At 72.0% G+C, this 22,400-nt stretch carries 22 protein-coding genes; 12 read left to right on the top strand and 10 right to left on the bottom strand.

What is annotated here, in order from left to right:
• Positions 1 to 232 precede the first annotated feature (232 nt).
• From aceE to LWJ43_RS24405, 3 genes are all read left to right on the top strand, one after another.
• Complete coding sequence (gene aceE / locus LWJ43_RS24415; RefSeq protein WP_277334352.1) at positions 233 to 2,902, top strand: pyruvate dehydrogenase (acetyl-transferring), homodimeric type; 2,670 nt, start codon at positions 233 to 235, stop codon at positions 2,900 to 2,902.
• 78 nt (positions 2,903 to 2,980) lie between these two features.
• The gene (locus tag LWJ43_RS24410) at positions 2,981 to 3,949 is read left to right on the top strand and encodes a helix-turn-helix transcriptional regulator (RefSeq protein WP_277334351.1); all 969 of its coding nucleotides are present in this window, start codon (positions 2,981 to 2,983) and stop codon (positions 3,947 to 3,949) included.
• 83 nt (positions 3,950 to 4,032) lie between these two features.
• Positions 4,033 to 4,554 (top strand): DUF4240 domain-containing protein, encoded by a 522-nt coding sequence (locus LWJ43_RS24405; RefSeq protein WP_277335978.1) that lies wholly within the window; start codon positions 4,033 to 4,035, stop codon positions 4,552 to 4,554.
• A 30-nt stretch (positions 4,555 to 4,584) separates the two neighbouring features.
• On the opposite strand, the gene LWJ43_RS24400 is transcribed toward LWJ43_RS24405, so the two are convergent.
• Positions 4,585 to 5,112, bottom strand: coding sequence for a GNAT family N-acetyltransferase (locus LWJ43_RS24400; RefSeq protein WP_277334350.1), 528 nt, complete (start codon positions 5,110 to 5,112; stop codon positions 4,585 to 4,587).
• 87 nt (positions 5,113 to 5,199) lie between these two features.
• Here LWJ43_RS24400 and LWJ43_RS24395 point away from each other — a divergent pair, with 87 nt between their 5' ends.
• Complete coding sequence (locus LWJ43_RS24395) at positions 5,200 to 6,099, top strand: TIGR01777 family oxidoreductase (RefSeq protein WP_277334349.1); 900 nt, start codon at positions 5,200 to 5,202, stop codon at positions 6,097 to 6,099.
• A 184-nt stretch (positions 6,100 to 6,283) separates the two neighbouring features.
• On the top strand, positions 6,284 to 7,597 hold the full coding sequence (locus tag LWJ43_RS24390) for an NAD(P)/FAD-dependent oxidoreductase (protein ID WP_277334348.1): 1,314 nt from the start codon (positions 6,284 to 6,286) through the stop codon (positions 7,595 to 7,597).
• Between the two features lie 45 nt (positions 7,598 to 7,642).
• Here LWJ43_RS24390 and LWJ43_RS24385 read toward each other — a convergent pair whose 3' ends face one another.
• Positions 7,643 to 9,250 carry a regulator gene (locus LWJ43_RS24385; RefSeq protein ID WP_277334347.1) on the bottom strand — a complete coding sequence of 536 codons (1,608 nt, stop codon included), beginning with the start codon at positions 9,248 to 9,250 and terminating at the stop codon, positions 7,643 to 7,645.
• Positions 9,251 to 9,564: 314 nt separating this feature from the next.
• Here LWJ43_RS24385 and lipB point away from each other — a divergent pair, with 314 nt between their 5' ends.
• From lipB to LWJ43_RS24365, 4 genes are all read left to right on the top strand, one after another.
• A complete protein-coding gene (gene lipB, locus LWJ43_RS24380) occupies positions 9,565 to 10,383 on the top strand; it encodes a lipoyl(octanoyl) transferase LipB (RefSeq protein WP_277334346.1) in 819 nt (272 codons plus the stop codon).
• Positions 10,384 to 10,514: 131 nt separating this feature from the next.
• The gene (gene lipA, locus LWJ43_RS24375; protein WP_277334345.1) at positions 10,515 to 11,483 is read left to right on the top strand and encodes a lipoyl synthase; all 969 of its coding nucleotides are present in this window, start codon (positions 10,515 to 10,517) and stop codon (positions 11,481 to 11,483) included.
• 270 nt (positions 11,484 to 11,753) lie between these two features.
• Entirely contained in the window at positions 11,754 to 11,954 is a 201-nt protein-coding gene (locus tag LWJ43_RS24370; RefSeq protein WP_109879887.1) for an SCO2195 family GlnR-regulated protein, read from the top strand.
• A 30-nt stretch (positions 11,955 to 11,984) separates the two neighbouring features.
• The gene (locus tag LWJ43_RS24365) at positions 11,985 to 12,692 is read left to right on the top strand and encodes a DUF4191 domain-containing protein (RefSeq protein WP_147963090.1); all 708 of its coding nucleotides are present in this window, start codon (positions 11,985 to 11,987) and stop codon (positions 12,690 to 12,692) included.
• A gap of 117 nt (positions 12,693 to 12,809) precedes the next feature.
• Here LWJ43_RS24365 and LWJ43_RS24360 read toward each other — a convergent pair whose 3' ends face one another.
• Entirely contained in the window at positions 12,810 to 13,277 is a 468-nt protein-coding gene (locus tag LWJ43_RS24360; RefSeq protein ID WP_277334344.1) for an RDD family protein, read from the bottom strand.
• A gap of 221 nt (positions 13,278 to 13,498) precedes the next feature.
• Between LWJ43_RS24360 and glnA the strand changes: the two genes are divergently transcribed.
• Positions 13,499 to 14,908, top strand: coding sequence for a type I glutamate--ammonia ligase (gene glnA, locus LWJ43_RS24355; RefSeq protein WP_014156643.1), 1,410 nt, complete (start codon positions 13,499 to 13,501; stop codon positions 14,906 to 14,908).
• 79 nt (positions 14,909 to 14,987) lie between these two features.
• On the opposite strand, the gene LWJ43_RS24350 is transcribed toward glnA, so the two are convergent.
• The 6 genes from LWJ43_RS24350 to LWJ43_RS24325 all read right to left on the bottom strand — a co-directional run bounded on the left by LWJ43_RS24350 (position 14,988) and on the right by LWJ43_RS24325 (position 20,545).
• Positions 14,988 to 15,593 (bottom strand): hypothetical protein, encoded by a 606-nt coding sequence (locus LWJ43_RS24350; RefSeq protein ID WP_277334343.1) that lies wholly within the window; start codon positions 15,591 to 15,593, stop codon positions 14,988 to 14,990.
• 66 nt (positions 15,594 to 15,659) lie between these two features.
• Entirely contained in the window at positions 15,660 to 17,408 is a 1,749-nt protein-coding gene (locus LWJ43_RS24345) for a choline/carnitine O-acyltransferase (protein WP_277334342.1), read from the bottom strand.
• Between the two features lie 99 nt (positions 17,409 to 17,507).
• A complete protein-coding gene (locus LWJ43_RS24340; RefSeq protein WP_277334341.1) occupies positions 17,508 to 17,831 on the bottom strand; it encodes a hypothetical protein in 324 nt (107 codons plus the stop codon).
• Positions 17,832 to 18,370: 539 nt separating this feature from the next.
• Entirely contained in the window at positions 18,371 to 19,240 is an 870-nt protein-coding gene (locus tag LWJ43_RS24335) for a HalD/BesD family halogenase (protein WP_277334340.1), read from the bottom strand.
• 143 nt (positions 19,241 to 19,383) lie between these two features.
• Positions 19,384 to 20,190 (bottom strand): hypothetical protein, encoded by an 807-nt coding sequence (locus LWJ43_RS24330; protein ID WP_277334339.1) that lies wholly within the window; start codon positions 20,188 to 20,190, stop codon positions 19,384 to 19,386.
• Positions 20,191 to 20,275: 85 nt separating this feature from the next.
• Complete coding sequence (locus LWJ43_RS24325) at positions 20,276 to 20,545, bottom strand: hypothetical protein (protein WP_277334338.1); 270 nt, start codon at positions 20,543 to 20,545, stop codon at positions 20,276 to 20,278.
• Positions 20,546 to 20,664: 119 nt separating this feature from the next.
• Here LWJ43_RS24325 and LWJ43_RS24320 point away from each other — a divergent pair, with 119 nt between their 5' ends.
• Together LWJ43_RS24320 and LWJ43_RS24315 are read left to right on the top strand one after the other, a co-directional pair.
• Positions 20,665 to 21,024 (top strand): arsenate reductase family protein, encoded by a 360-nt coding sequence (locus LWJ43_RS24320; protein WP_277334337.1) that lies wholly within the window; start codon positions 20,665 to 20,667, stop codon positions 21,022 to 21,024.
• A 65-nt stretch (positions 21,025 to 21,089) separates the two neighbouring features.
• Complete coding sequence (locus LWJ43_RS24315) at positions 21,090 to 21,323, top strand: hypothetical protein (RefSeq protein ID WP_277334336.1); 234 nt, start codon at positions 21,090 to 21,092, stop codon at positions 21,321 to 21,323.
• Positions 21,324 to 21,357: 34 nt separating this feature from the next.
• On the opposite strand, the gene LWJ43_RS24310 is transcribed toward LWJ43_RS24315, so the two are convergent.
• Complete coding sequence (locus LWJ43_RS24310; protein WP_277334335.1) at positions 21,358 to 22,281, bottom strand: Gfo/Idh/MocA family protein; 924 nt, start codon at positions 22,279 to 22,281, stop codon at positions 21,358 to 21,360.
• Between the last annotated feature and the right edge of the window lie 119 nt (positions 22,282 to 22,400).

Genomic DNA, 22,400 nt, shown 5'->3' with positions numbered 1-22,400 from the left:
GGCGCTCCACCGTGCAGGTCGGCGCCCGTTTCGCCCCGTTGATCCAGTCACTCCGTGCCCTGTTTCGCGGCACCGCATGCCACTTTTCTTCATATCAAGAAGTTTTACCCTTCACCCTTTGATCGATCATCGATCGGCGACTTACAGTTCAGTCGCGGGCCCACCGGCCCGATCGCCCTGTCCTGCCAGTCAGGGCCTTCTCCACCCCCTCCCACTCCGGAAGGCGGCGATCATGACCGACCCCGTAGCAAAGCTTCCGAGCGAGCTCGACCAGCTCCCGGACCGCGACCCCGAGGAGACCGCCGAGTGGGCGGCCTCCCTGGACGCCGTCACCAAGGCCGCGGGCCCGCACCGCGCCGCGTACCTGATGCGGCGTTCGCTCCAGCACGCCGAGGGCGCCGGCATCGCGCTGCCCAAGCTGCTGGAGAGCGACTACGTCAACACCATCCCCACCTCCGCCGAGCCCGCGTTCGACGGCGACCTGGAGATGGAATCCAGGATCACCGCGTGGAACCGCTGGAACGCGGCCGCGATGGTCACCCGTGGCGCCCGGTACGGCGTCGGCGGTCACATCGCCACGTTCGCCTCGGCGGCGTGGCTGTACGAGACCGGCTTCAACCACTTCTTCCGTGGCAAGGAAGGTGACGGCTCCGGCGACCAGCTCTACATCCAGGGCCACGCCTCGCCCGGCATCTACGCCCGCGCCTTCCTCGACGGCCGCCTCAGCGAGCAGCAGCTCGACAACTTCCGCCAGGAGTCGGGTGGCGACGGCCTGCCCTCCTACCCGCACCCGCGGCGGCTGCCCTGGCTGTGGGAGTTCCCCACGGTGTCGATGGGCCTCGGCCCACTCTCGGCGATCTACCAGGCGCGCTTCAACCGCTACCTGACCAACCGCAAGATCAAGGACACGTCGAACTCGCACGTCTGGGCCTTCCTGGGCGACGGCGAGATGGACGAGCCCGAGTCGACCGCCGCCCTCGCCCTCGCGGCCCGTGAGCAGCTCGACAACCTGACCTTCGTCATCAACTGCAACCTCCAGCGTCTCGACGGCCCGGTCCGCGCCAACTTCCGTGTGGTCCAGGAGCTCGAGGGCGCGTTCCGCGGGGCCGGCTGGAACGTCGTGAAGACGCTCTGGGGCAACGCCTGGGACGAGCTGTTCCAGCTGGACACCACGGGCGCGCTGATCCGCCGCCTGCGCGAGGTCCCGGACGCGCAGTTCCAGACGTACGCGACGCGCGACGTGGCCTACATCCGCGAGCACTTCTTCGGCACCGACCCCGCGCTCGTCGAGCTGGCGAAACTCCTGAGCGACGCGAAGATCGCCGAGTGCTTCTACAGCTCCCGCGGCGGCCACGAGGCCCGCAAGGTGTACGCGGCCTACCGCGCCGCCCTCGAGCACAAGGGCGCGCCGACCGTGATCCTGGCCCAGACGGTCAAGGGCTACACCCTCGGCAAGGGCTTCGAGTCCAAGAACGCCAACCACCAGATGAAGAAGCTGTCGATCGACGAGTTCAAGGGCATGCGCGAGCTGCTCGGCCTCCCGATCCCGGACAGCGCCTTCGAGGACGGGCTGGTCCCCTACGGCCACCCGGGCGCGGACTCCCCCGAGGTCCGCTACCTCCAGGAGCGCCGTGCCGCCCTCGGCGGCCCGGCCCCCGCCCGCCGGGTGCACGCCGTGGCGCTGCCCGAGCCGGAGGAGCGCGCGTTCAAGGCCCTGTACAAGGGGTCCGGCAAGCAGGAGATGGCCACCACCATGGCGTTCGTCCGCCTGGTGAAGGACCTGATGCGGGACAAGGAGACCGGCAGGCGCTGGGTTCCGATCGTCCCCGACGAGGCCCGTACCTTCGGTATGGAGTCGCTGTTCCCCTCCGCCGGCATCTACTCGCCGCTCGGCCAGACGTACGAGCCGGTCGACCGCGACCAGCTGATGTACTACAAGGAGGCCAAGGACGGCCAGATCCTCAACGAGGGGATCACCGAGGCCGGTGCCATGGCCGACTTCATCGCCGCCGCCTCGTCGTACGCGACGCACGGCGAGACGATGATCCCGTTCTACATCTTCTACTCGATGTTCGGCTGGCAGCGGACCGGCGACCAGATGTGGCAGCTGGCCGACCAGCTCGGCAAGGGCTTCATCGTCGGTGCCACCGCGGGCCGTACGACCCTGACGGGTGAGGGCCTCCAGCACGCGGACGGCCACTCGCACCTGATCGCGTCCACGAACCCCGCGTCGCTCAACTACGACCCGGCGTTCGCGTACGAGATCGCGGTGATCGTCAAGGACGGTCTGCGGAGGATGTACGGTCCCCAGGCCGAGGACGTCTTCTACTACCTGACGGTCTACAACGAGCCGAAGCAGCAGCCCGCGATGCCGGAGGGCGTCGAGGAGGGCATCGTCAAGGGCCTGTACCGCTTCAAGGAGGGCACGCCCGCCACGGCGGACGCGCCCCGGATCCAGCTGCTGGGCTCCGGCACGGCGATCCACTGGGTCCTGGCGGCCCAGGAACTGCTCGCCGCCGACTGGGGCGTCACGGCCGACGTCTGGTCCGCCACCTCGTGGGGCGAGCTGCGCCGCGACGCGCTGGAGTCCGACGAGGCGCTGCTCCGCGGTGAGGAGCGGGTGCCGTACGTGACCCAGGCGCTGTCGGGTGCCCCGGGCCCGGTCCTGGCCGTCAGCGACTGGATGCGCGCGGTCCCGGACCAGATCAGCCAGTGGGTGGAGCAGGACTGGTCCTCGCTCGGCACGGACGGCTTCGGCCTCTCCGACACCCGCGAGGGCGCCCGCAGGCACTTCGGCGTCGACCCGCAGTCCGTCGCGGTCGCCGCGCTGGCCCAGCTGGCACGACGTGGCGAGATCCCGGTCTCGAAGGTCAAGGAGGCCCGCGAGAAGTACGGGATGTGAGTCCGCGCGGGGGCGGGTACCGGGTCGCCCCGGTACCCGCCCCCGCCGTGCTCGCCGGGCCGCCCCACAATGGGGGCCATGCGTGCTGCCCGGCTGATCAAGATGGTGCTGCTCCTGCAGTCCCGGCCCTCCATGACCGCCGCCGAACTGGCGCGGGAGCTGGAGGTGTCGGCGCGCACCGTGACCCGGGACGCCCAGGCGCTCTCCGAGGCGGGTGTGCCCGTGTACGCCGACCGCGGCCGGACCGGCGGCTACCGGCTCATCGGCGGCTACCGCACGCGGCTCACCGGGCTGGCCCGTCATGAGGCCGAGGCCCTCTTCCTGTCCGGGCTGCCCTCCGCCCTGCGCGAGATGGGGCTCGACGACGCCGCCTCGGCCGCCCGGCTGAAGGTCTCGGCCGCCCTGCTCCCCTCGCTCCGGGGCGCCTCGCACACCGTCTCGCAGCGCTTCCACCTGGACGCGCCCGGCTGGTACCAGGACCCGGTCACCCCCGAGCTGCTGCCCGCCGTCGCCGAGGCCGTATGGGACGACCGGCTCGTCCGGGCCCGCTACCGCCGCACGCCCTCGGGCGAGGTGGAGCGGGAGCTCGCCCCGTACGGACTCGTCCTGAAGGCAGGGGTCTGGTACCTCTGCGCGCGGGCCGGGGAGGACTTCCGGGTGTACCGGATCGACCGCTTCACCGCCGTCTCCGTCTCGGAGGACCGCTTCGTGCGGGACGAGGAATTCGACCTGCCGCGCTTCTGGGAGGAGCGGGCCGCACAGTTCGCCCGGTCGATCCTGCGCACCGAGGTGACCGTACGGCTGTCGGAGGCGGGTGTACGGCGGCTGCCGCACGTCGTGGACCGGGCCGCCGCCGAAGAGGCGTTGTCCGGGGCCGCGGAACCGGACGCCGGCGGGCTGCGCACGGTGGTCCTGCCCGTCGAGTCCGAGGAGGTGGCGTACAGCCAACTGCTGCCCCTCGGTCCCGAGGTGGAGGTCCTGGCACCCACCGCTCTGCGCGAACGTCTTGCCGATACCGCCGAACGACTGCGCGACCTCTACCGCTGAAACGGCCCGTACGTGATGCCGAAGGCCTCATTTCGGTGTCTGGGCGTGCGTCGCCCGTCACCGGGGCAGATGCTGGACCCGTGATGGACGAGACGGAGTTCTGGGAGATCGTCGACAGCACCCGCGAGGCCGCCGAGGGCGACCCCGAGGATCACGCCGATCTGCTCGTCGAACGGCTGGTGCGGCTCGATCCCGACTCCGTACTGGACTTCGCCCGGCACTTCGAGGCCCGCTACAACCGCGCCTACCGCTGGGACCTGTGGGGTGCGGCGGCCGTGCTGCTCGGCGGGGCGAGCGACGACGCGTTCGACTACTTCCGCTGCTGGCTGATCGCACAGGGCCGGGAGGTCTTCGAGGGCGCCATGCACGACCCGGACGCCCTGGCCGAGCTGCTGGACGACTTCGACGAGGAGCTCGACGGGGACGGCGAGGACCTCGGTTACGCCGCCGACGAGGCCTACGAGCAGCTCACCGGGGTGGTCGCACCCGATCTGGGGCTGCCGCCGCAGGCCTCGGAGCCCGCGGGCACGCCCTTCGGCTTCGACGACGACACGGCGCTGGCGGAGCGTTTCCCCGCGCTCTGGGAACGCTTCGGAGCGGTCTGACGCCTCCCCGGTCTCCGGTCCCGCCGGGGCTCATGCCGTCAGCGAGCGGCCCATCAGGACGTCGTCGACGTACTGTCCGCCCAGGAAGAACTCCCCCGGCAGTACGCCCTCGACGGCGAAGCCCTCCGCCGTGTAGAGCGCCCGCGCGGCGGTGTTGTGACCGAGTACGCGCAGGGTGAGCCGTCCCGCGCCCAAGCGCCGGGCCTCGGCGAAGGAGGCGCGCAGCAGCGTGCGCGCGACCCCTTGGCGCCGGGCCCAGTCGGCGACGGCGAGGCCCTGTATCTGCAGGACGTGGGCGTTGCAGGCGAGCGGGGTGGGGCGGGCGAGCCGGATGTAGCCGGCCGGACGCACCTCGCCGGTGCCGGTGACCGCGTCGGCGACCAGGAACTCGGCGGGCGGGTGCCGGTCGTCGAAGAACGGCCCGTACGGCGGCTGCGGCCTCGGCTGCACGGCGTGGAGGGTCGACCAGGTGGCCCGGTCGAGCTCCCCGAGCGCGGTCTCGTCACCGGGCACGGCGGCACGGACGGGGCACAGGGAGAGGAACTCGGGCGCGGGCACGCACGCCACTGTGCCATGTGAGGCTCCCGGCCGTTTCCGGCGCTCCCTTTCCGCGTGACGGATCACTCATGGGGCAGGATGGACGGCATGCTGCGCTCCCGAATCGCCGTCACCGGATCGACCGGCCTCATCGGAGCGGCGCTCGTGCGCTCGCTGCGCTCCGACGGGCACGAGGTGGTGCGTCTGGTGCGCCGCCCCGCCGCGACGGGGGACGAGGTGGAGTGGGACCCGAAGCGCCAGTACGTCGACGCGGCGGGTCTGGTCGGCTGCGACGCGGTCGTCCACCTGGCGGGTGCGGGGGTGGGGGACCACCGCTGGACGGAGGCCTACAAGCGGGAGATCCGCGAAAGCCGGGTGCTGGGCACGGCTGCCGTGGCCGAGGCCGTCGCCTCCCTCGACACACCGCCGAAGGTGCTGCTGTCCGGGTCCGCCATCGGCTTCTACGGCGACACCGGCGACCGCGCGGTGGACGAGGGTGCGCCGCCCGGCGAGGGTTTCCTGCCGTCCGTCTGCGTGGAGTGGGAGGAGGCCACGGCTCCCGCGGAGGAGGCGGGCGTACGCACCGCCCACGCCCGGACCGGTCTGGTCGTGTCCCGGCGGGGCGGGGCCTGGGGGCGTCTGTTCCCCCTGTTCAAGGCGGGGCTCGGCGGGCGGATGGGCGACGGTCGGCAGTACTGGAGCTTCATCGCGCTGCACGACCACATCGCGGCGCTGCGGCACATCCTGGACACGGAGACGCTGTCCGGGCCGGTGAATCTGACGGGCCCCTCCCCCGTCACGAACGCCGAGGTGACGGCCGCCATGGGACGGGTGCTGCGGCGTCCGACCCTGTTCACCGCTCCGGCGCCCGCGCTGAAGCTCGCGCTCGGTGACTTCGCCGGGGACGTGCTGTCCAGCCAGCGGGTGCTGCCCGGCCAACTTCTCGACTCGGGCTTCGTGTTCGCCTTTCCCGGCATCGACGACGCGATCCGCGCCGCGCTGCGCTGATCAGGGCCTGGCCTGCTCCGGGCCCCGATCGGGCGGCCCGTGCGACCCCGTGCACCGGTGCCCGGGGTGCGCGCGACTGCGCCGCTCTCGGCCATCCCTCTAGCCTCGACCCGAACTCGGGCATTCCGGGGGCCTGTTGGGGGCAATAGCCCCCCACCAGCCGCACCGACTCGGGGAGGGGCACGTGCTCAGGGCACACACTTCGGACCACGCGGATGTGGTCATCATCGGGGCCGGGATCGCCGGCCTGTCGGCGGCCCACCAGCTGATCAGCGCAGGAGTGGACGTCAGCGTCCTGGAGGCAGCCGCGCATGCGGGCGGCCGGATGGCGACCGACGACATGGACGGGTTCCGGCTCGACCGCCTGGGACCACTGCTCAGCTCCGCCTGTGCGGAGCTGAGCACCACCCCGGGCCTCGACGGGCTGGTGCTCAGGGACTTCGCCCCCGGGGTGCTCGTCCACAGCGGGGGGCGTCAGTACCGTGCGGGGGACGTACGGAGCGCCCGGGGCGCACTTCGCGCGGTGCGCTCCCGACCGAGCGCCCCTCGCGCGCCCCTCGGCGGGGCGATCGAACAGGCCAGGCTCGGGGCCTGGCTGGCCCGCCTGGCCGCGGCTCCGGAGCCCCGGATCCTGGCCCGGCCCGACGAGGCCGCGCTCGACGCCCTGTCGGCACGCGGACTCCCACCGCGGCTCGTCGGCGGATTCCTGCGCCCTCTGCTCTCGGCACTGCTCGGCGACCCCGGACTCATGACGTCGAGCCGCGTGGCCGACCTCACCCTCCGGGACTACGCGCGCGGGCGGCTCTGCGTGCCGTCGGGTGGTTCCGCGACACTGCCGGACCTGCTGGCAGCCGCCCTGCCGCCCGGGACCCTACGCACCGGGGTACATGTGACGGCCGCCGACATCACCTCCGTACGCACCAAGGAGCACGGCGAGCTGGGCTGCCGGTCGCTCCTGCTGGCCACCGGGGCGGGAGCGGCGGCGGAACTGCTGCCGGGGCTGCGGACGCCCGCCTTCCATCAGGTCACCGTGCTGCACCACACCACCTCGCAGCCGCCGCCGACCGGGGCCCGCCTGCTGCTGGACGCGGACCGCTCGGGTCCGGTCGCCCACACGGCCGTGATGAGCGAGGTGGATCCCTCGCGGGCGCCGCACGGCCGGGCGCTGATCACCTCCACGGTGCTCGGTCCGCCGCCGCCGGACCTCGACGGCGCGGTCCGCACGCACCTCGCCACGCTGTACGGCACGCCCACCGACGACTGGGAGCTGCTGGCCGCCCACCACGACGCCGAGGCGGTCCCCGCCATGCCGCCGCCGCACGATCCGCGGCGTCCGGTCCGGCTGCTCGCCGGGCTCTACGTGTGCGGCGACCACCGCGACACGAGCACGGTCCAGGGCGCCCTTCGCTCCGGGAGGCGTGCCGCCTCGGCGATCCTGGCCGACCTGGGGGTGCGCCGGCCGCAGGAGGAAAGGACGGGACTGCCCGCGGCCGCGTAGGGCCTGCCGCCCGGAGCCCCGCTCCGGGCGGGACCCGGCCACGGGTCAGCCCAGTGCGGCGACCCGTTCCCGGTATCCGCGTACGGCGGCGGCTTCACGGTGGGGCTCCAGGCGGCGCTCGAAGTCCCGCACGTACTCCGTCGCGCGCACCGACCGCATCTCCGCCGCCTGCTGGGCCGCCTCGGCACCCAGCAGGCACGCCTGGTCGAGCTCGCCGAGCCCGAGCCGCGCGGACGCGAGCACCACCCGGCAGAACAGCCTGCTCCGGGCGTAGGCCGGTGCGCGCAGCTGGAGCGAGCGCTCGGCGTGCTGGGCGGCGACGCGGTACTGCTGCAGGTCGCGGTGGCAGTGGCCGAACTCGTCGGCCAGCTGGGCCTCGTCGAAGTAGCGGGCCCAGTGCGGCACGTCGTCCCCGGGCCGGGAGATCCCCAGGGCGCGCTCCGCGCGTACGAGCGTGGCGACGCAGGCCCTGGCCTCGCCGAGGACGCCGTGCCCGCGCGCCTCGACCGCGTGCAGCAGGGCCAGCACGACGGGCGGCGCGGAGGAACCGATGCCCTGCTGGGCGACTCGGGCGAGCTGGACGGCTTCCCTGCCGTGCCCGAGGTAGACCGCCTGCCGGCTCATCGTGATCAGGACGAAGGCCCCGTACGCCCGGTCCCCCGCGGCCTGGGCCAGCCGCAGCGCCTGGACGAAGTAGCGCTGGGCGAGGCCGTGCGCCGCGATGTCGTACGAGGTCCAGCCGGCCAGCCGGGTCAGATCGGCGGCGGCGGAGAACAGCCTGCGGCCGATCGCCTCGCCGTAGCTCCCCCGGAGCATGGGTTCGGCCTCGTGTTCCAGGTAGCGGACGAGGGCCTGCCTGGCGTGGCCGCCGCCGTAGGCGTTGTCCAGCGTCCGGAACAGCTCACCCACCGAACGCAGGGCGGCGACGTCGCCGCTGCCGACCCGCTGGCCCGTGCCGCGCTCGGTCTGCCGCTGGCGCGGGACGCCCAGGGGCGGCGTCGTGGGAGCGGGCGGACGCGAGGAGCCGGGGCCACGGGTCCCCGCGGGCCGCAGCCCGTGGGGGGCTGCTCCGGGCACCTGGAGGGTGCCGGTCCCGTTGGCCGGGTGGAGTCCGTGCGGGGGCCGGGCTCCGTGGGCCCCTTCGGGCGTACGCGGGGCGGGCAGGCCCGCTGTGCCGTGCGCCCGGTGCGGCTGCTCACCGTGGCCGGCCCATTCGTCGGCCCGCCCGATCAGCCAGTCCCGGCTGGGCACGACCAGCCCGGCGGGCGTGAACGCGATCTTGCGCAGCTCCGCGTGGCTGCCCGAGTCCTTGCGCCACAGCCCGCTCACGATGTCGACGGCCTCACCGGGCGTGGCCGCGAACTCGAGGCCGGCGTAGACGGGTGCGCAGGCGTCCAGGCCCAGGTCCTGGGCGGAGAGCCGGCGCCCGAGCCGTCTCGTGAAGACCTCGGCGATCAGCGCGGGGGTGGTGCCCCGCGGCTGCTGGCCGCGCAGCCAGCGCGTGACCGAGGTCTTGTCGTATCGCAGGTCCAGCCCGTGTTCGAGGCCGAGCTGGTCCACGCGGCGGGCCAGGCCCGCGTGGGAGAACCCGGCCTCCGAGATGAGGGCGGCGAGCCGCCGGTTCGGGGTGCGCTGCGGAGGTCGTTCCGACATCAGCTGTAAGGTCTCCTGCCTTCGGTGCCGGGCGGGCAGCCCTCACGGGCTCCCCCACGATTGGTGGCGGGCGAGCCCGTTATGGAACGGCGCGAATTTAACGGCCCCGGCGGTGGGCCCGACGGGCTTCGCTCCACATTCATCCGATCGTGTGAGGATTGTCGGATCGCTGACGGAATCCACCCGCACACGACCTGCCTGACCTCACCCTCCGGACCGGTCGTACAGTGGCTGGGGGCGCACATCAGTGCATGGTGACGTGGCTCCGGGGACACCCCCCGGCCCTGCGGCACCGCGAGTAGGGAGGCACCCGAGTGAGTGAGCTGCGGTTCGTCCGTCTGGGATTCGGCGAGGAAGCGGTCGACTACCAGGAGGCATGGCAGAAGCAGCGCGAGGTGCACGCCGCCCGGTTCGAGGACACCGTCCCCGACACCTGCCTGCTCCTCGAGCACCCGCCCGTCTACACGGCAGGGCGGCGCACCACGGACAGCGAACGGCCGCTGGACGGCACCCCCGTCGTCGACGTCGACCGCGGCGGGAAGATCACCTGGCACGGCCCGGGACAGCTGGTCGGCTACCCGATCATGAAGCTGCCCCGCCCGGTCGACGTGGTCGCCCATGTCCGCCGTCTCGAGGACGCCCTGATCCTCACGGCCGCCGAGTTCGGCGTGGAGACCAGCCGGGTCGAGGGCCGCAGCGGCGTCTGGGTCCTCGGCGACCCGGTCGAGGACCGCCTCACGCCCGGGGGGCTCTCGCTGGACTTCGACCCGAGGCTGCACGACGAGGAGTTCGACCCCCGCCTGAACGGCCCCGAGTACGCGCCGTCCAACGCCGGCCAGCGCCGTGAGGACCGCAAGCTGGCCGCGATCGGCATCCGGGTCGCCAAGGGCGTGACCATGCACGGCTTCGCCCTCAACGTGAACCCGGACAACACCTGGTTCGACCGGATCGTGCCGTGCGGCATCCGCGACGCCGGGGTGACCTCGCTGTCGAACGAACTGGGGCGCGAGATCACGATCGCGGACGTCCTCCCGGTCGCCGAGAAGCACCTGCGGGCCGTCCTGGAGAACGCGGAGCTCGCCCCCCGTGTCATCGAGGCCGCGGAGCCGCCCAGGACCGCGGCCCCCGCCTGAGGCGCCCTGAGGGCCCGCGCGGAATAGGGCCCATCGGCCACAGGTTGGCCATACGTAAGACCGTTCTAACCACGGGCGTACCCTGGTGTTCGCCGAAGAATCCAATGCAGCGAAAGCAAAGGGGTGCCGGAGTGTCCGGTGTCGCACCCGACGGGCGCAAGATGCTGCGCCTGGAGGTCCGAAACAGCCAGACCCCCATCGAGCGCAAGCCCGAGTGGATCAAAACCCGGGCGAAGATGGGCCCCGAGTACACGAAGATGCAGGCGCTCGTGAAGGGCGAGGGACTGCACACCGTGTGCCAGGAGGCCGGTTGCCCGAACATCTACGAATGCTGGGAGGACCGCGAGGCGACGTTCCTCATCGGCGGCGACCAGTGCACCCGGCGCTGCGACTTCTGCCAGATCGACACGGGGAAGCCGCAGGCGCTGGACCGTGACGAGCCCCGCCGCGTGGGCGAGTCCGTCGTGACGATGGACCTGAACTACGCCACGATCACCGGCGTCGCACGCGACGACCTCGACGACGGCGGCGCGTGGCTGTACGCGGAGACCGTGCGCCAGATCCACGCCCAGACCGCGGGGCGGGAGGCCGGCGCCACGAAGGTGGAGCTCCTCATCCCCGACTTCAACGCGGAGCCCGCGCAGCTCGCCGAGGTCTTCTCCTCGCGCCCCCAGGTGCTCGCGCACAACGTCGAGACGGTCCCCCGGATCTTCAAGCGGATCCGGCCCGGCTTCCGTTACGAGCGCTCGCTGGAGGTCATCACCCGCGCCCGTGAGGCCGGTCTGGTGACGAAGTCCAACCTGATCCTCGGCATGGGCGAGACCCGCGAGGAGGTCAGCGAGGCGCTCCAGGACCTGTACGACGCGGGTTGTGAGCTCGTCACGATCACGCAGTACCTCCGGCCCTCCCCCCGGCACCACCCGGTCGAGCGCTGGGTGAAGCCGCACGAGTTCGTGGAGCTGAAGGACGAGGCCGACGCGATCGGTTACTCCGGCGTCATGTCGGGGCCGCTGGTGCGCTCCTCCTACCGCGCCGGGCGCCTCTTCCAGCAGGCGATGGAGCGGCGCGGCGCGACCGCCGCGACCCCGCAGGCCGTGTGAATCGGCGCACAAGGGACCACTGAACAGCAGGAGCCGCGACGACGCGGTCCGTACGTTCCCCGCAGGCAGGGGCCCCGTACGGACCGCGTCGACGTGCGCGGCGCCGAAATCAGAGTTTCATTGGTGTTTGACCGACCGGTCATGCACTGGTAACACCGAGCAGTGACCCTAGGTACACACGCGATGGCTCCCGCAGCCGCCGCCGTCATTGCTTCCCGCTACCCAGTGCGCGCCGGACGCGCGCATCCGCTCCGAGGGGGAACACCCACGATGCACGCCGCACCGGTACGAGCCAACACGATCCCGACCGTCACCACCGCGCTCCGCGCGGTCGAGTCGCTGCTGATGAGCAGCGGCCAGCGCACCGCCCGCCGCAACGCCTGGACGGCGGTCCTCGAGGACCGCCGCAGGGCGCAGGACCGGGTCGAGGCGGAGCACGTGCTGAAGGCTGTGGCCGACCACCGTTCCTAGGTCACTCCCGCGCCACGTAAACTTCGCTACATGGCGAGGAAGGCAAACACTGAAGGCGCGGACAGCGCCGAGAACGCGGGGCGGCTCAAGCAGATCGCCCTGACCTACAAGATGACCAGGCGGTCGGACCCCAAGGTGGGTCTCGTCGTCGCGGGTGTGGGAATCATCACCTTCGGTGTCCTCCTCGCCATCGGTTTCCTGATCGGTCACCCTGTCTACGCGGGAATCCTGGGCTTCGTCCTGGCCTTCCTCGCGATGGCGATCATCTTCGGACGGCGTGCCGAGCGGGCGGCCTTCGGTCAGATGGAGGGCCAGCCGGGCGCCGCCGCGGCGGTGCTGGACCGGGTGGGCCGCGGGTGGACGACCACTCCGGCCGTCGCGATGAACCGCAGCCAGGACGTCGTCCACCGGGCCGTCGGCAAGGCGGGCATCGTGCTGGTGGCCGAGGGCAACCCGAACCGGGTGAAGAGCCTGCTGGCGGCCGAGAAGAAGCGGATGGCCCGCATCGTCGTGGACGTACCGGTGCACGACATCATCGTCGGTGACGGCGAGGGCCAGGTGCCGCTGAAGAAGGTGCGCACCACGATGCTGAAGCTTCCGCGGGTCCTCACCGGCCCGCAGGTGACCGCGGCCAACGACCGGCTCAGGGCGATGGGCGACCTGATGAGCAACATGCCGCTGCCCAAGGGCCCGATGCCGAAGGGCATGCGGATGCCGCGCGGCGGAAAGATGCGCTGACCGAGCACGTACGAGCGGAGAGCGGCCCCGGACGAGTCGATCGTCCGGGGCCGCTCTCCGCGTTTCGGGTGCCTCTTTCACGGAGCCGTCTCACCGTGCGGACGCCGCCCGCGGTGGTCAGATACGGACCTGCACGGCGCGGGCGAGGCGGTCGTGGAGGCCGCGGCTGTCCCGGTCCCAGACGATGGCGGGGATCACCAGGAGGAGCAGCACGCTCCGCAGGGCGACCCGTACGACGCCGAGCCGCCCGCCGTCCTCGGCGATGACCCGCAGGCCGAGGATGCGCTTGCCCGGTGTGGAACCCACGGTTCCGACCGTCAGCAGGCTCATGACGAGGAAGACGGCGAGCGCCCAGTTCCCCGCCGCCTGCTGGTCACCCCGAGCGAGCAGCCCGTATGCGATCAGCATGCTCACGGCCCAGTCGATGAAGAGCGCCCCGAAGCGCCGGCCGAGCGGAGCCACGGACCCCGGGCCCTCCCGGGGCAGACCGAGGCGCTCGCCCCGGTGACCGAAGTCGGCGCCCATCTCCTCGGCCGCCGCGCGCGGCCCCGAGAGCCACGATCCGATTGCTCGCCTGTTGTCCACCCGTCCACGGTACTGCGCCCACGTTTGCACCTGGCCGGGCGGGGCACGGAACACGTCGCTGAGGTGCCGCCCGCGACCGGGCTGGTTAACTTGTGCGAAACAAATGGGTCATGCTGGAGAAATGCCGTCTGCCTATGGTCGGTCCAGCGTGCGCCACCGCACTGGCCACACAGACGAGCTGCAACCCCGCCCTTTCCCGGGTCGGGAGTAGGAGGAGTTGGATGTTCCAGAACGCCGACGAAGTCCAGAAGTACATCGCTGACAACGACGTCAAGTTCGTCGACGTCCGGTTCTGCGACCTGCCGGGTGTGATGCAGCACTTCACGATCCCTGCGGCGTCCTTCGACCCGGCCGAGGAACTGGCTTTCGACGGCTCGTCGATCCGCGGCTTCCAGGCGATCCACGAGTCGGACATGGCGCTGCGCGCGGACCTGTCGACGGCTCGTGTCGACCCGTTCCGCCGCGACAAGACCGTGAACATCAACTTCTTCATCCACGACCCGATCACGGGCGAGCAGTACAGCCGTGACCCGCGGAACGTGGCCAAGAAGGCCGAGGCCTACCTCGCCTCCACCGGCATCGCCGACACGGCGTTCTTCGGCCCCGAGGCGGAGTTCTACGTCTTCGACAACGTCCGCTTCCAGACGTCGGCGAACGAGAGCTTCTACCACATCGACTCCGAGGCCGGCGCCTGGAACACCGGTGCGGTCGAGAACAACCGTGGTTACAAGGTCCGCTACAAGGGCGGCTACTTCCCGACGCCGCCGGTCGACCACTTCGCCGACCTGCGCGCCGAGATCTCCATGGAGCTGGACAAGAACGGCCTCCAGGTCGAGCGCCAGCACCACGAGGTCGGCACCGCCGGCCAGGCCGAGATCAACTACAAGTTCAACACGCTGCTCGCCGCGGCCGACGACCTGATGCTCTTCAAGTACATCGTGAAGAACGTCGCCTGGCGCAACGGCAAGACCGCGACCTTCATGCCGAAGCCGATCTTCGGTGACAACGGCTCGGGCATGCACGTCCACCAGTCCCTGTGGTCCGGCGGCTCCCCGCTGTTCTACGACGAGCAGGGCTACGCGGGCCTCTCGGACATGGCGCGCTACTACATCGGCGGCATCCTGAAGCACGCCCCGTCGCTGCTGGCGTTCACCAACCCGACGGTGAACTCCTACCACCGCCTGGTCCCGGGCTTCGAGGCGCCGGTCAACATGGTGTACTCGCAGCGCAACCGCTCCGCCGCGATGCGCATCCCGATCACGGGCTCGAACCCGAAGGCGAAGCGCGTCGAGTTCCGCGCCCCGGACCCGTCGTCCAACCCGTACCTGGCGTTCTCGGCGCTGCTGATGGCCGGCCTGGACGGCGTCAAGAACAAGATCGAGCCGCCGGAGCCGATCGACAAGGACCTCTACGAGCTGGCCCCCGAGGAGCACGCGGGCGTCCAGCAGGTCCCGACCTCGCTCCCGGCGGTCCTCGACGCGCTCGAGGCCGACCACGAGTACCTCCAGGCCGGCGGCGTCTTCACGCCCGACCTGATCGAGACGTGGATCGACTACAAGCGCACCAACGAGATCGCCCCGATCCAGCTGCGCCCGCACCCGCACGAGTTCGAGCTGTACTTCGACCTCTAGAGCGCGGATACCGCACGAAGGCCGTCGTCCCGCGAGGGGCGGCGGCCTTCGCCGTGAGCGCGACACCGGGCAGGGGCTGCTAGGAGTCCGCCCACGCGTGGAACACCCGGGAGAAGCCGGCCCGTACGGCGCCCCGGCGGGTGAGGACGGATCTGTCGACGCCGGAGAAGAGGGCGGCGAGCGCGATGTCCGCCGGGACGGCCGGGCCCTTCGTCCTCACCGTGAGGTGCTTCCGCTTCCCGAAGCCGGACTGCGTCACCGTGACGACCGCTCCGGGGCTCTCCGCGTCCGCCTCCCTGGTGACGGTGAAGTCACGGCGGTCGAGCGCGGTCAGCCTGTACCGGTCGCCGAGGTACCGCATGTGCAGGGAGCGCCCTCGACGGGTCATCGCCCAGCGGTTCCTGCGCAGGTGGACCAGGGCGTCACCGACGCGCAGCGTCGCCCCGTTCAGTGTCGGCTGCACGAGCTCGTCCATGTACGCCCCGCGCGATTCGAAGGTGGCCACGGGCAGGAACCCGCCCCGCGCCTCCGCCGTGCGCGCGTTCGGCAGATGCGGCGGTGCGGGGTACCTCACCTGTATGTCGCCGAAGTCCGGCGAGGTCCCCCGCCAGCCGAAGTACCGCCGTTCGCGGTGCGGGTGCTCCGTCCAGTGGTGCAGGGTGAAGGGCGTGGCGGTGGCATGCATGTCTGTCCCTCGTCGGCCGGGCCCCCAAGATACGTGCGGTGCCGGCCCGCCCCTCCCCCGGCCGGATCAGTCCGTCAGCAGATCGCGCAGTTCCGCGACCGCCTCGCGCAGGTGGTCCGCGAAGGCGTGCATCTGGCCGGCCACCGCGCGTGGTGTGCTCAGGTAGAGGTTGAAGCGGTTCGGGAGCAGGACGTAGGCGATGCCGATGCACGTGCTGCTCGTGGAGCCGAAGCCGAAGTACTGGATGTTCTCGGACGGCGCGGAGCTGGTGCTCAGGTAGTCGTCCCGCATGGTGAGCCAGCCCGGTGAGCGGTACAGGGCGGGCTGTTCACGCACTCCGAGTTCCTCGCCGCGGCGGCGCTGGATGAGTTCCAGCTCCCAGAGGTGCTGCTCGGGGGCCTCGCCCGCCTGGCATTCCTTCGCGCGCGCCACATGGGCCGCGGCTGCGGCCCGGAACGCGGCGCGGCGGGTGTCGCGGCCGGCCCCGGGGTCGTCCATCGCCGCGACGAACACGGGCGTCTCGGGGGTGACCACACGCATGGCCTCGGTGCGGCCGTGGCGGTACTGGCGGGTCGCGATCGACTCGTACGTCGCTCCCAGACGGCCCTTCGCCCGCTGGTGGGCCAGCTGGTAGGCGGCCTGGACGAAGGCGTCCGGGGAGACTCCGAGCGCCTTGGCGGCCGTGCTCCCGAAGTCGCCGAACGACACGGTGCGGGTCGCGGTGTCGTTGCCGTACGCGGCGAACTCCTCGGCCGCGGAGCGCACCCGCGCGCGCAGTGAGGCGTCCAGCGCGAAGGTCAGCGGCCGCGGCACCGGTTCGCCCTGGGGGCGTGCCCCGGACCCGCGGGAGTGTTCGTCCGGCGGAGTGCCGAGCAGGGCGTCGGTGAAGCTGAGGACGGTCGTCCCGTCCAGCTCGCAGTGCTCGACGTTGATGCCGGCCCGGCCGTCCGCGAAGACGACGAAGGAGACGGCCTTGTCGAACCAGCGGTTGCCGCGGTCCCCGTGCAGCAGTTCGTCGCAAGCCGTCTGGGTGTCCTCGGGTGCGAAGTCCTCCAGGCAGACGCAGAAGAGGGCCGTCTCGATGTCGTCCAGCGTCCGGGCGTTCCCGGGGTGGCCGTCGGCGAGGGACGCGCGGGCGGCCGCCCATTCGGCTCGCGCCATGGTGGTGAGGTGGCCCGCCCGGTCCTCCTCGGCCGTGTGCACGTCGGCCTTGGTGACGGCGCGCAGCCCGGCCTCGATCTCGTCGAGGCTGTGCGGGGCGCCGTCCGGTCCGATCACGTCCAGCCGGAACATCGTGCCCCGGAAGAAGACGACGATGTGCCGCGCGGTGGAGGGGCCGGGTGCCTGCTCGCCGTAGGGGGCGCGCACCGTGTCCAGCGGTACCCCGGGGATGCGGGTCGTGGAGAAGAGGTACTGGTTCTGCACCATCGACTGGGGCACGCCACGCTGCTCGACCGGTGCGATCAGCCCTTCGTCGAGCCGCCGCTTGTAGTGGAGCGCGCCCGCCACGAGACCTGCGGCGCGGTCGAGCTGTCCCTCCCCGGTGTCCTGGAAGAGGAAGAAGAAGTTGGCGTTGAGCGCGATCCGGTCCCGGCGGCCGAGGTAACGGTACGGCCAGAAGGTGTCGAGCCAGCTGTGCACGCCCTCCGTCGCGTCGTATTCCTCCAGTGCCGCGTGCAGGGTGCGGCCGGGGCCGCCGGGGCGCAGGAAGGCGGCGACCTCGGCCTCCGTCGCCGCCCTCTCCTCCGCGGTCAGCAGAGGGGCGCACCAGGCGAGGAACCGTTCGCAGCTCGCCTCGAGCGTGGGCAGGGGCACACGCGGGAGGCTCCCTTCACGGGCGAAGGTCGCGCCGGCTGCTGCTTCCTGACTGACGTTCAATGCGGCTCTCTTCTCGGTGAGTGGGGGTGGTGGGGACTATCGGTGCCGGGACGGCCTGGAGAGGTAGAGCTGAGCGTAGAGCCAGCCGTCCTCCTCCAGCCCGCTCGCGTCGAGTCCGGCGGCGGCCATGTTGTCCAGGACTCCGCGCTGTTCCTGCGGACCGGCGAACCGCCGCTGCTTGAAGAGCTCGTCGACCCGGACCGTGCGGTAGCCCAGCTCGTCGAGGGCCTCCTCCACGGGGTCGAACGGGAACATGCGCAGGACGAAGTGCGCCATCCAGGGGAGGCGGCCGTCCTGCGCGCGGACGACACGGGTGAGGGTGCGCTCGGTGACGTAGCCGACGCATCCCGTCGAGATCACCAGATCGGTCCCGGCGAGCAGGTCCCGCTGGGCGGGTGTGGGGTCGTTCGCCTCGAGGTCGGCGTTGACGGTGGCGTCGAGGAATCCCGCCTCGTGGGCGTAGGCCAGGGCGCCGGTGGACGCGTCCAGGCCGGTGAAGCGCAGCGGGTGCGCGGGGTGGCGGGAGCGTGCGAGGTCCCGGTCGCGCTCCAGCAGTCCGGCACGGGACGCGGGGGCCGCTGCCGTCGTAGCGCGCGTACAGCTCGTCCATCGTGAGGTCGTACTTGAGCAGGGCCGCGTTGATCCCGTACGAGCAGCCGATGTCCAGCACGTGGGGTACGGCCACGTGCTCGGTCTCCCGGTACTCCTTGACGATCTTGTCGAACCAGGGCTTGGCGAGCTGGGGGACGTGGTAGCCGAGCGGGCGCAGCACCTGGAAGTAGGTGCGGGGGTCGGGCGCGGTGTAGATGTGGTCCAACGAGACTTTTCCGGACGCGTCGAGACGCAAGGTCTTCTCCTCGGTGGGGCGCGTGGCAGTGTCTGGAACCGTTCCCGGGGCCTCAGTCCAGCAGCCGGTCCCCCCGGACGGCCCGCCCTTCCGCGGCCAGGTGTTCGGGCAGTGCGCGGCCGAAGAGCTGACGGGTGCGTGCCACGCTCCCGATGACGCCGGGGCGCTCGCTGTAGGCGAAGATCGCGCTGTGGCGTGCGAGGCCGCCGCGGACGGGGCTGACCCGGTGCAGCGAGTAGCGGCCCTTGAACAGCTGCAGGTCTCCCGGCCGCAGGGGCAGGCGCTCCGGCTGCCGGTCGCCGCGGCCGTCCAGGACGTTCCGGACGTCGTCGAAGTGCTCGTCCTCGGCGGACCGGATGTTCGGGCAGTACTCGAAGGAGCCGCCCTCCTCGGCGTCCTGGGTCAGCATGCTGACCGTGTACTCGTTGGTGTCGAAGTGCCAGGGGTGTTCCATGCCCGGCCGTACGACGTTGAGCACGAGGCCGGAGAGCGGGTCGGCCAGCTCGTACAGCCGGGGCAGTCCGAAGCAGTCCGCGACGAAGCGCCGGAACGACTCGTGGGAGTAGAGCCTGCTGATGAGGGAGCCGCCGGGGATCCGGTCGCGGGCGACGAACGCGTTGCCGCGCTCGAACGTGCGCCTGCCGGGGTGGTCCTGGGGCAGGTCCGTGTCCACGTCGATGTTGTAGACGTTGACCGTCTCGACGTCGAAGTACGCGTGCGGGGCGAGGGCGGCGCACTCCTGGCGCAGTACCTCGTGCAGCTCGGGCCGGATGAAGTCGGGCAGGACGGTGCAGCCCACCTCGGCCAGTTCGCGCCGCGCCCGCGCCACCACGGCGCGGGCTTCCGTACCTTCGGGGTCCGACAGGGGGTAGTGGTCCGTGTCGACCACCTGGTCGAGCGTGATGGCTTGCAGAGTGCTCATTCGACCCTCTCCACGCGCACGTCGGCAACTCAACTGATGAGTAACAGAGTTGAAGTTCCCACAGCCCCGACGCATTGTCTGTGACACGTCACACTTCTGGCCCGTAAGGGCAGTGGTCAGGGCCCCTTCCCCACCGTGTCCCGTCAGTCCAGATCGATGACGGGACGCACGCCGAAGTCCTCGAACATGCCCTCGCCCTCGGGGCCGTAGAGGAATTCGGCCGTGGACGGGTTGCGGTTGGCGGTGGCCAGCGGCAGCCATTCCAGGAGGGTTCCGTAGCCGCCGCAGACGGCCTCTCCCCCGTCGCCGCCGTATACGGAACCGGGGTCCGATGTCATCTCGGCGGTGTCGTAGACGTCGAAGGCGATGTGCAGCCCGAAGGCGTTGGGCGGGCGGTGGGGGCCGTCGCCCGCTCCGTACGGGGCCACGCCCGCCGGGAAGCCGTCGCCCCAGCGGAACAGCGTGCCGGCACCGGCCCCGCAGGCGTGCTCCCACTCGTCGGGCTCCGGCACCCGCAGACCCTGCTCGGCCAGCAGGGCGGGTACCAGCGCCGGGAGTTCGGGGAGTTCACGGGGCTCGACCGCCATCAGCACGGCGGGCAGGGCTGCTGTGCGGGGCGGGGTCATCACCTGGGCGAGATGGACACGCGGGTCCTCGTCGAAGCCGAATCCTCCCGCCAGACTCTCCTCCCGGTAGGAGACGAGCTGCTCGGGAGCCGGCTGCCAGGCGTCCACGTCGAAGCCGATGGCCGCCTCACCCCCGGGGATCAGGGCGTACCGCTCACCGGCGCGCTCGATCACGGCGCGGTGCAGCGTCCCACCGAGGTGCGGGGCGGCTTCCACCCGCAGGAGACGGCCGTCCACGCGGCGGGCGGCCTCCTCCGCGAACCGGGTGGCGGCCGCGGTGTCCAGGGCGCGCCAGCGGGCGAGGGTCAGGTCGGCGAGAGACATGGCGCGCAGTCTTCCATCAGGTCCGGGCGGTCCCCACGGCACCCGCCTGTGCCCCCGGAGTCCCCGGGGGCACAGGCGGGTGGGGTCAGCGGCCGTACCGGATCAGGGCGCGGACCATGCGGCAGGTGGTGTCGGACGGCGGGTGCATGGCGAGGCGTGCGGCTGTCGCCCGTATCCGGGCGTTGTCGGCGGTGGACGGCTGGTAGACGCCGGAGTCGAGCAGGGCGATGGTCAGGCGCATGGCCTTCAGGCGGCGGTTGTGGGAGACGTACCACTCGCGGGGACGGCCCGCGGGGAGCCGCTTCTTGCGCAGCGGCTTGTGGAGCGGCTCGGTCGTGACTGTGGCGACGGCCATCGGCAACCTCCTGGCACGGTGGTGGAACCCTCACGAACTACCTCCATCCTACGGCCCGCCACTGACAATCGCCCCTGGCCAGAGGCCATTTCGAGGATCCCTCCCGTACCCTTGGCCCCATGGAGATCTGGATCAATCCCGCATGTTCCAAGTGCCGCAGCGCGGTGAGTCTGCTCGATGCCGAGGGCGCCGACTACACCGTCCGCCGCTACCTGGAGGACGTGCCGTCACCCGACGAGATCCGGGCGGTGCTCGGCCGTCTCGGACTGGAGCCGTGGGACATCACGCGGACCCAGGAGGCGGACGCGAAGGAGCTGGGGCTCGAGGACTGGCCGAAGGACGAGGGTTCGCGTGAGCGGTGGATCACGGCGCTGGCGCGGCACCCGAAGCTGATCCAGCGGCCGATCATCACCGCGCAGGACGGCTCGGCGGTCGTGGCGCGGACGGACCAGGCGGTCAGGGACGCGCTCGGGCGCTGAGGAACTCCTCCATGGGACGGCTGATCCCGCCCGCCCCGGGGTCCGTCCGCGGCACGGAGTGATGCGTGGCGCCGGCGATCGTCACCCTCTCGACGACCGGGTGCAGGGACGCCGTCGCGGCGAGCCGCCGGGTGCTGCTCACGGTCGACGCACGGGCGGTGGAGCGGGGGCAGGAGTTCTTCGGGCGCCCTCTGGCCCGGATGGCCGGTCTGCTGCGCACCTTCGACGACCGGGAGGCCGCGGCCGTACGGCGCCTCCTCCTGGAGGCGCACGCGGCTCTGGGCGATGACCGGGACTGAATCCGCCACTCGGGGACGTGGGGCCCCCTCGGGTTCAGGGCCGGCCCAGCTCCGCCTCGGCCTGCGCGAGGACCTCGGTGAGCCGCAGCCCGAACCGTACGTCGCAGGGGTGCGGCGTCCCCGTGCGTACGGCCTCGGACAGCGCGTCCACGGCAGCCCGGAACGCGCCGAGCGCGTCGCCGCCTCCCTCCGGGAGGGCGGACACCCCCGCCTCGCCCCGGAACTCGACCTCGGTGCCCGCCGCGCCCGCCGGAGCGTCCAGGGCCAGCGTCACCGTGCTCGACGCCCCCGAGGTGTGCCGGAGCAGCAGATGGACGGCGTCGGCGGGCCCGCGGGCCGCGACCACGTCCGTCACGTCGCCCAGGACCGGGATCAGGACCGAGAGCGCGTGCGGGCCCACGTCCCACAGGCCCCCCTTCTCGCGGCGCCAGGGCGAGGCGGCGAACTCGTTGTCCGTTCCCGGGGCGAAGAGTGCGCCGATCCACGCCGCGCGGGCCGTGAACCAACCACCCGCCGCGGCCTGTTCGGCGATCCACGGGGCCGTGCCCCGGGCGAACCGCAGGGTGCAGAAGACCACGGAGGCGACCCCGGTCCGCCCGGCGGCGTCGGCGACCTCGTGCGCCGCCGCCACCGTGGTGGCGACCGGTTTGTCCAGCAGCAGGTGGCGCCCCGCGCCCGCGGCCCGCGCGGCCAGGGGCGCCTGGACGTCCGGCGGCACGGCGAAGGCCACGGCGTCGCTCGTGGCCAGGAGCGCGTCGAAGCCCGCCTCACCGGTGTACGCGTCGGTGCCGTGGGCCGCGGCGAGTGCCTCCGCCGCCTCGGGGCGGCGGCCCCAGACGCCGCTGAGTACGACCCCGGGGTGGGCGGCGAGGGCGGGGGCGTGGGTCAGGCGCGCCCAGGGGCCGGCCCCGACGAGGCCGATCCGCAGCGGCGGGGCGGAGGAGTCGTGTGTGGTCATGCCGCCAGTCTGCCCGGCCCCCGGGGCGGCACGGTCCCGGAGCCGCCCGGGGCGCCGGCCCGGAACGTATCCGGTGCGCCGCAGGGTGAGACGGCCCCGGGCGGCGGGGACCTGCCGTC

Source organism: Streptomyces sp. JH34 (assembly GCF_029428875.1).
Classification (GTDB): domain Bacteria; phylum Actinomycetota; class Actinomycetes; order Streptomycetales; family Streptomycetaceae; genus Streptomyces.
Note: the sequence above shows the minus strand (reverse complement) of the source record. Positions and strands in the feature narration are given on the sequence as shown.